This is a genomic window from Sulfitobacter sp. 1A10359 (genome assembly GCF_043558145.1).
Taxonomy (GTDB): Bacteria; Pseudomonadota; Alphaproteobacteria; order Rhodobacterales; family Rhodobacteraceae; genus Sulfitobacter; species Sulfitobacter faviae.
Map to the genome: position 1 here is coordinate 168641 of NZ_JBIFGB010000007.1, position 7396 is coordinate 176036.

The window sequence follows — 7396 nt, forward strand, 5'->3', positions numbered from 1 at the left end:
GAACATGGTCTTTGATGGCGCCAAGCTCGCGCTCTACCTTGGGGACAAGCTGGCCGTGATCCTGCGCGATGACACGCCGGGGCTGCTCTTTGCCGATCACTGGGATTTGCCCGGCGGGGGCCGCGAGGGGGATGAGACCCCGTTGGCCTGCGCGTTGCGTGAATGCCGCGAAGAATTGGGGATCGTGGTGCCTGAAGGTGCCGTGATCTGGGAAGGCAGCTTTGACGAGGGCGGGCGGATCAAATGGTTCTTCGTCGCGCGCTTGCCTGCCGAGGCAGAGGCCCAGATCGTTTTTGGCGACGAGGGGCAGCGCTGGCGCTTGATGACCGTGGCGGAGTTTCTCAACCATCCCCGCGCGGTGCCCGCCTTTCAGGACCGCTTGCGGGTCTATCTTGCGGACACGAAGGTTTCGGGCAAATAAAGGCCCCCCGCCTGCGTGAGCGGGGGGAGGTGACGAACATCAGGAAGAACCAGTTCGTCGGGGAGTATCACCTGGGTTCAACATAACATATGGGGCCGTTTTCGCCTAACGTTGATGAAAGCGCTCGCGCGCATGTTAGCGCGCTGTGGTCGATTTGCTACAGGCGGGGGCGAGCCCGTTGTTAACCTTCGGAAATTTCTTGGAGCACGGCGCGGGCGGCGGCGGCGGGGTCTTCAGCCTGCCAGATCGGGCGGCCTACCACGATGTGATCGGCCCCGTCCGTGATGGCCTGCCACGGAGTGGCGACGCGTTTCTGGTCGCCCAATGCGGCCCCTTGGGGGCGCACGCCGGGGGTGACGATCAGTTTGCCGCCCGCTTCGGGCAGGGCGCGGATCGCGGCGGCTTCTTGGGGGGAGGCGATGACCCCATCCGCGCCCGCGTCCAGCGCCCGGCCCGCCCGGGTCAGCACCAGATCACCCAGATCGCCCGGCTGGATGAGCGCGGCGTCAAGATCGGCACGGTCCAGTGAGGTGAGGATGGTGACGGCGAGGATTTTCATATCGGTGCCCGCGGCCCCCTGTTTGGCCGCGGCCACCACATGCGGGTCGCCGTGGACGGTCAGGAAATCCAGATCGAACTGCGCAAGGCCCCGCACCGCCGCCTCGACGGTGGCGCCGATGTCGAAAAGTTTCATATCAAGGAAGATGCGCTTGCCATGCTCTTGCTTCAGCTCATTGGCCAAGGCCAAGCCGCCGCCGGTCAGCATCCCCAGACCGATTTTGTAAAAGCCCACGGCATCACCGAGCTTTTCGGCCAGTTCCAGCCCCGCGACCGCATGGGGAACATCAAGGGCGACAATCAGACGGTCATCAGACATGCGAGGGCTCCTGCCAAATTTCAAACCGCTTTGACCTACGCCGCGGCGCGGGGCAAGTCCATCATTCATGCGGGGAGGGCGCAAAAAAGAGGCCCGAACGCCGCTGAGCGGGTCCGGGCCAAGTGATCAGAGACTTAGCAGGCAGGCACTGGTCTCTGGTTTGCGGAACGCCACATCGGGACAGATGAGGTGGCGGCAGGTCCGCGGGCAGCCGCGCGGCAGGCAGGCGCCGCGCGGAAGGGGGTCAAGCCGCGTCGCGACCGGGGAGGTGCATGACCTCTTCCAGCCAACGCAGTGGGTCGAAGCTGCGGCGTCCGGCCCGCTGTGCGGGGACGTGGCGCAGAACTTCGGAACTCAGGCCACGCTTTTGTGCGTGGCGACGAAGCGCCTGACGGGACAGCCCGTCGGCGGCATCGTGGTATGACATGGTGATCGGGGCATCAATGGCGCAGGCGTAACGGCGCAGCTGCTCCCCGTCTTGGACGGTCACCAGCGCTTCGAAACACTGAGTGGCCGCATTATAGGTGACATCTGTCAACTGGATCGGGCGCGTCTGCATCGTTTCACCTCTTGCGTTCTTCTGAACCTTGGCAGGCTGCTTTGTCCTGCTCTCCTCTGCTGGGTAAACGCGAGAGGTGGCAAAATGGTTTCATTATGGTTACAGCTTCTGTGGATAAAGGTTAACAATGTATTTATATCAGTAACATAGGGATGTATTTTATGTCTCAAAGTTGCCGTATTTTTGCCTTATTGGCTGATTTTTTCCTATTGGCGGCGCCGCTCTCGGCGGTATTTTGCATCTGGATGGTCTTGAACCGGCAACACCGCTTCCCAAATTGATACCGAGGCTCAGACCGCCGCGTGCCACATATCGGGCGCGGCATTTTGGAGCGCTTGTAGAAAAGGAGATACCCATGGACTTGAGCAAGTTCACGGAAAGATCGCGCGGCTTCATTCAGGCGGCGCAAACCATTGCAACACGGGAAAGCCACCAACGGTTGGCCCCGGAACATGTCCTCAAGGCACTGTTGGACGACGACCAAGGACTTGCGCGGAATCTGATCGCCGCGTCGGGCGGCGACGGTGCGCGCGTGGTGCAGGCGCTTGACCTGGCGCTTGGCAAGATCCCTAAAGTCACCGGCGATGCAGGGCAGGTCTATCTGGACGGCACCACCGCCAAGGTGCTGGCCGAGGCCGAAGCGATTGCCAAGAAAGCAGGCGATAGTTTCGTCACTGTCGAGCGCATTCTGACCGCGCTTTGCATGGTGAAATCCGGCGCAAAGACGGCGCTGGAAGCGGGGCAGGTGACCGCCCAAGGGCTTAATGCCGCCATCAATGATGTGCGCAAGGGCCGCAAGGCCGACAGCGCCACTGCCGAAGACAACTATGAGGCGCTGGAGAAGTACAGCCTCGACCTGACCGCGCGGGCCGAAGAGGGCAAGATCGACCCGATCATTGGCCGGGACGAAGAGATCCGCCGCGCCATGCAGGTGCTGAGCCGCCGCACCAAGAACAACCCAGTGCTGATCGGCGAGCCCGGCGTCGGTAAGACCGCTATCGCCGAAGGATTGGCGCTGCGCATCGTGCATGGTGACGTGCCTGAATCCCTGCGCAACAAGCGTCTGCTCGCGCTCGACATGGGGGCGCTGATCGCCGGCGCGAAATACCGTGGTGAGTTCGAAGAGCGTTTGAAAGCCGTGCTGACCGAGGTGACCGAAGCCGCGGGCGAGGTGATCCTCTTCATCGACGAGATGCACACGCTGGTCGGTGCCGGTAAGGCCGATGGCGCGATGGATGCGTCGAACTTGCTGAAGCCTGCGCTGGCGCGGGGGGAATTGCACTGTGTCGGTGCCACCACCCTCGAAGAGTACCGCAAATATGTTGAGAAGGACGCAGCACTTGCGCGGCGGTTCCAGCCGGTGATCGTGCAGGAGCCGACGGTGGAAGACACCGTCTCGATCCTGCGCGGCATTAAAGAGAAGTATGAGCTGCACCACGGCGTGCGCATCAGCGACACCGCGCTGGTCGCGGCGGCGACGCTGAGCCATCGCTATATCACCGACCGTTTCCTGCCCGACAAGGCGATTGACCTGATGGACGAGGCGGCAAGCCGCCTGCGGATGGAGGTCGACAGCAAGCCTGAAGAACTGGATGCGCTGGACCGTCAGATCCTGCAGCTTCAGATCGAGGCGGAGGCGCTGAAGAAGGAAGACGATGCCGCGTCCAAGGATCGGCTGGAGGCTTTGCAAAAAGACCTCAGCGATCTGCAAGACCGCAGCGCCGAGATGACGGCGCAGTGGCAGGCCGAGCGTGACAAGCTCGCCGGGGCGCGTGACATCAAGGAGAAGCTCGACCAGGCGCGGGCCGAACTCGACATCGCGAAACGCGAAGGCAACCTCGCGCGTGCGGGCGAGCTATCTTATGGCGTGATCCCGCAGTTGGAACGCGACCTTGAAACCGCCGAAGGCCGTGAGGATGACATGATGGTCGAAGAGGCCGTGCGCCCGGACCAGATCGCCTCCGTCGTCGAGCGTTGGACAGGCATCCCGGCGGGCAAGATGCTCGAAGGTGAGCGCGACAAGCTGCTGCGGATGGAAGAGCAGTTGCATGACCGCGTGATCGGGCAGAACGCCGCCGTGAAGGCCGTGGCCAATGCCGTGCGCCGCGCGCGTGCGGGGCTCAACGACGAGAACCGGCCTCTGGGCTCCTTCCTCTTCCTCGGGCCGACCGGTGTGGGCAAGACCGAACTGACCAAGGCCGTGGCCGAGTTCCTCTTTGACGACGACAATGCGATGGTGCGCATCGACATGTCGGAGTTCATGGAGAAACATGCCGTGGCCCGTCTGATCGGCGCGCCTCCGGGCTACGTCGGTTATGACGAAGGTGGTGTTCTGACCGAAGCGGTGCGGCGTCGGCCCTATCAGGTCGTGCTCTTCGATGAGGTCGAAAAGGCGCATCCCGATGTCTTCAACGTGCTCTTGCAGGTGCTCGACGATGGTGTGCTGACCGATGGTCAGGGCCGCACGGTAGACTTTAAACAGACGCTGATCGTGCTGACTTCCAACCTCGGGGCGCAGGCGCTGAGCCAACTGCCCGAGGGCGGCGATATGGCGGCGGCCAAGCGTGACGTGATGGATGCGGTCCGGGCGCACTTCCGGCCCGAATTCCTGAACCGTCTGGACGAGACGATCATCTTTGACCGTCTGGGCCGTGCGGATATGGACGGGATCGTCGATATCCAGATGGCGCGGCTGCTCAAGCGGCTTGCCGGGCGGAAGATCACACTCGATCTCGACGACGCCGCGCGAAAATGGCTGGCGGATGAGGGGTATGACCCGGTCTTCGGGGCGCGTCCTTTGAAGCGGGTGATCCAGCGTACTGTGCAGGACCCGCTAGCTGAGATGCTCTTGGCCGGGGATGTGAAGGATGGGGATACTGTCACCGTCCGCGCCGGGGCCGATGGCTTGATCATCGGCGATCAGGTGGCCGCGTCGAACCGGCCCAAGCCGGATGATGCTACGGTGCATTAAACGCCCAAAACATTGAGAAAGGCCGGGGTTTTCCCGGCCTTTTTGCTTGGACTAAAGCCCGCGAAAGGCGCCCATTATTCCCCGATCGCCTCTTTCACGATCTGGTCGAGCAGGCTCTGCACCTCTTGCATCGCGCCATCGGGAAAGGCGCGGTAGCCGATGGTCACCTCTTCACTCTCGGGCAGTTGCATGACGAATATGTCGTAGGGGCAAAAGCCGATGTTCATCACATCCGCCTCCATTACCTTGCGCGACAGCGCGGCCGAGCAAAAGCTGAACACCTCCGCGGCCTCGAACAGCACCACGTCCGACCCGACATCGGCGCGGGTGCGGTCGAGCATCTCACCGACATGGCTGACGTTCTCGGGGATGAGCCCTTGGTTCAGGATCGCGTTCTCCACCCCGAAGGTCACATCACCAAAGCTCTGGTCGGTGGTATAGGTGACCATCTCATCCGCTTGGGCGGCGCTGGCCCAAATCAGACCGGCGGCGAAAAGAAAACGGATCATGGCGGCACTCCTTTGAATAACGGCGCCTGACATTCCGGTGTGCTGGCTGAAATCCGGGCGAAAGGATTTGGTATGGCTTCCGGCGGGCGCTAACTTTGCATGAGTATAGTAGGGAGCGCTGAAATGGCCAATCGCTGGATCAATCGACTGACGGACCGTGACGTGACCGACGAGGCGCAATACCTCAACCGGCGGCAGATCATGGGCGGCGCGATGGCGGGGCTGGGTCTTGCCGGGCTGGGGCAGGGCGCCGCGGCCCAAGAGGGGCTGACCCCGAATGACTATGAAGACATCACCCAATACAACAATTACTACGAGTTCGGCACGGGCAAGGACGATCCCGCGAAATACGCAGGCGGGCTGACGACCGCCCCTTGGACCGTGACCATCGCGGGCATGGTCGACAAGCCGGGCGATTACGCTTTCGAGGATATCATGAAGGCGATGACCATCGAAGAGCGCATCTACCGGTTGCGCTGTGTCGAGGCGTGGTCGATGGTGGTGCCGTGGAATGGGTTCGAACTGGCCGATCTGCTCAATATGGCCGGGGTGCAATCCGGCGCGAAATACGTGGCCTTCGAGACCGCCTACCGCCCCGAAGAGATGCCGGGCCTGCGTTTCCCCGTGCTCGACTGGCCCTATGTCGAAGGGCTGCGGCTGGATGAGGCGATGCACCCGCTGACGATCATGGCCACCGGCATCTATGGCAAGGACATCCCGAACCAGAACGGCGCACCGCTGCGGTTGGTCGTGCCGTGGAAATACGGGTATAAATCCATCAAATCCGTGGTGCGCATCACGCTCACCGACACGCAGCCGCCCACCAGTTGGAACAAGGCTGCGCCGCGAGAATATGGTTTCTACAGCAATGTGAACCCCAAGGTCAGCCATCCGCGTTGGTCGCAGGCCGATGAGCGCCTCATCGGCGGCGGGCTCTTCGCACGGCGCCAGCCGACGCTGATGTTCAACGGCTACGAAGAAGAGGTGGCGTCGCTTTACGAGGGCATGGACCTGACGGCGAACTTCTGATGCCTGCCGCGATATATATGCCCCGTCCTTTCGTCCAAGCGCCTCAGTCTGGCGTGGCCGCAACATGACGCGCCTGACCGATGCCCTGAACCGGGCCGCCCGCCGCACCCCGGTCTGGGCAGTCTATCTCCTGCTGGCCCTGACCATCCCGTGGTTCTTTTACCAAGGACTCACCGGCGGGCTGGGGCGCGATCCGGTAAAGGGGCTCGAACACCTCTATGGTCTCTGGGCGCTGCGCCTGCTGATCGCCGGTCTGGCGATCAGCCCGCTGCGCCGGGTATTTGGGGTGAACCTGCTGCGCTTTCGCCGGGCGATCGGTGTCATGACCTTCGTCTATGCGCTCGCGCATCTGGCGGTCTGGGCGCTGCTCGACGTGCAGGGGCTGTCGCGCATCTGGGCGGATATTCTCAAACGGCCCTATATCACCATCGGCATGGCGGGGTTCCTCTGCCTTGTGCCGCTGGCGGCCACATCCAACAATTGGTCGCTGCGGAAGCTGGGGGCGCGTTGGCGCAAGCTCCACCGGCTGACCTATGTGGCAGCGCTCTTGGCAGCCCTACATTTCCTATGGCTGGCGAAAGGGTTTCAGCTAGAGCCGCTGGTCTATGCCGGCCTTGTCGCGGGGCTTTTGATCTATCGGCTGCCGTTAAGTGGCCTTTGGCAGAAAGGCCCGCGGGGATGGGCGACTCGGAAGGGGCAACAGAGGTCGTGATTCACGCGTCTGAAACGCGCGATTCCGGGCTGTGGCATGTGGATAACTGATGGCGTTAACATAACGGCGGCAGATCACGGGGGTTTAGGTTAACCTCTGCAGTGTCTCGCATGCCATAAATCACTGTTTTGAAGGGCTTTTATAAGGCTTTCACAAAAACTGCACAAAACTTCAAAAAACGGCTTGCGGCTTTGCCCCAGTAACCTTAGAACCCCCTCTACCGGCGGCGCTGAGACGCACCGCTGGGGCGCCAGACGGGGCGGACGGCAGCGGAGACGCGGTGGTTCGGATCACGAGGCGGATAAGAATTCGAGGTAA

Annotated in this window: 7 protein-coding genes; 4 read left to right on the forward strand and 3 right to left on the reverse strand. The window is 62.2% G+C overall.

Going from position 1 to position 7396, the window contains the following annotated elements:
- Positions 1-4: 4 nt before the first annotated feature.
- Positions 5-421: an NUDIX hydrolase gene (locus tag ACGYK2_RS15050; RefSeq protein WP_271688902.1), complete on the forward strand. Its 417-nt coding sequence runs from the start codon at positions 5-7 to the stop codon at positions 419-421.
- A 181-nt stretch (positions 422-602) separates the two neighbouring features.
- Here the strand turns inward: ACGYK2_RS15050 and pyrF are convergent, their stop codons facing one another.
- The gene (gene pyrF, locus ACGYK2_RS15055; RefSeq protein WP_271688903.1) at positions 603-1298 is read right to left on the reverse strand and encodes an orotidine-5'-phosphate decarboxylase; all 696 of its coding nucleotides are present in this window, start codon (positions 1296-1298) and stop codon (positions 603-605) included.
- 244 nt (positions 1299-1542) lie between these two features.
- Entirely contained in the window at positions 1543-1857 is a 315-nt protein-coding gene (locus ACGYK2_RS15060; protein ID WP_067265831.1) for an orotidine 5-phosphate decarboxylase, read from the reverse strand.
- Between the two features lie 355 nt (positions 1858-2212).
- Here ACGYK2_RS15060 and clpB point away from each other — a divergent pair, with 355 nt between their 5' ends.
- Complete coding sequence (gene clpB / locus ACGYK2_RS15065) at positions 2213-4828, forward strand: ATP-dependent chaperone ClpB (RefSeq protein WP_271688904.1); 2616 nt, start codon at positions 2213-2215, stop codon at positions 4826-4828.
- Between the two features lie 74 nt (positions 4829-4902).
- Here clpB and ACGYK2_RS15070 read toward each other — a convergent pair whose 3' ends face one another.
- Entirely contained in the window at positions 4903-5337 is a 435-nt protein-coding gene (locus ACGYK2_RS15070) for a DUF302 domain-containing protein (protein WP_271688905.1), read from the reverse strand.
- 123 nt (positions 5338-5460) lie between these two features.
- Here ACGYK2_RS15070 and msrP point away from each other — a divergent pair, with 123 nt between their 5' ends.
- Together msrP and msrQ are read left to right on the forward strand one after the other, a co-directional pair.
- Complete coding sequence (msrP, locus tag ACGYK2_RS15075; RefSeq protein ID WP_271688907.1) at positions 5461-6366, forward strand: protein-methionine-sulfoxide reductase catalytic subunit MsrP; 906 nt, start codon at positions 5461-5463, stop codon at positions 6364-6366.
- A 64-nt stretch (positions 6367-6430) separates the two neighbouring features.
- Positions 6431-7078, forward strand: coding sequence for a protein-methionine-sulfoxide reductase heme-binding subunit MsrQ (gene msrQ / locus ACGYK2_RS15080; protein WP_271688908.1), 648 nt, complete (start codon positions 6431-6433; stop codon positions 7076-7078).
- Positions 7079-7396: the final 318 nt, after the last annotated feature.

Coding starts and splice junctions, on each gene's coding strand:
- ACGYK2_RS15050 (WP_271688902.1), top strand. CDS start 5: ATGGTCTTTGATGGCGCCAAGCTCGCGCTCTACCTTGGGGACAAGCTG.
- pyrF (WP_271688903.1), bottom strand. CDS start 1,298: ATGTCTGATGACCGTCTGATTGTCGCCCTTGATGTTCCCCATGCGGTC.
- ACGYK2_RS15060 (WP_067265831.1), bottom strand. CDS start 1,857: ATGCAGACGCGCCCGATCCAGTTGACAGATGTCACCTATAATGCGGCC.
- clpB (WP_271688904.1), top strand. CDS start 2,213: ATGGACTTGAGCAAGTTCACGGAAAGATCGCGCGGCTTCATTCAGGCG.
- ACGYK2_RS15070 (WP_271688905.1), bottom strand. CDS start 5,337: ATGATCCGTTTTCTTTTCGCCGCCGGTCTGATTTGGGCCAGCGCCGCC.
- msrP (WP_271688907.1), top strand. CDS start 5,461: ATGGCCAATCGCTGGATCAATCGACTGACGGACCGTGACGTGACCGAC.
- msrQ (WP_271688908.1), top strand. CDS start 6,431: ATGACGCGCCTGACCGATGCCCTGAACCGGGCCGCCCGCCGCACCCCG.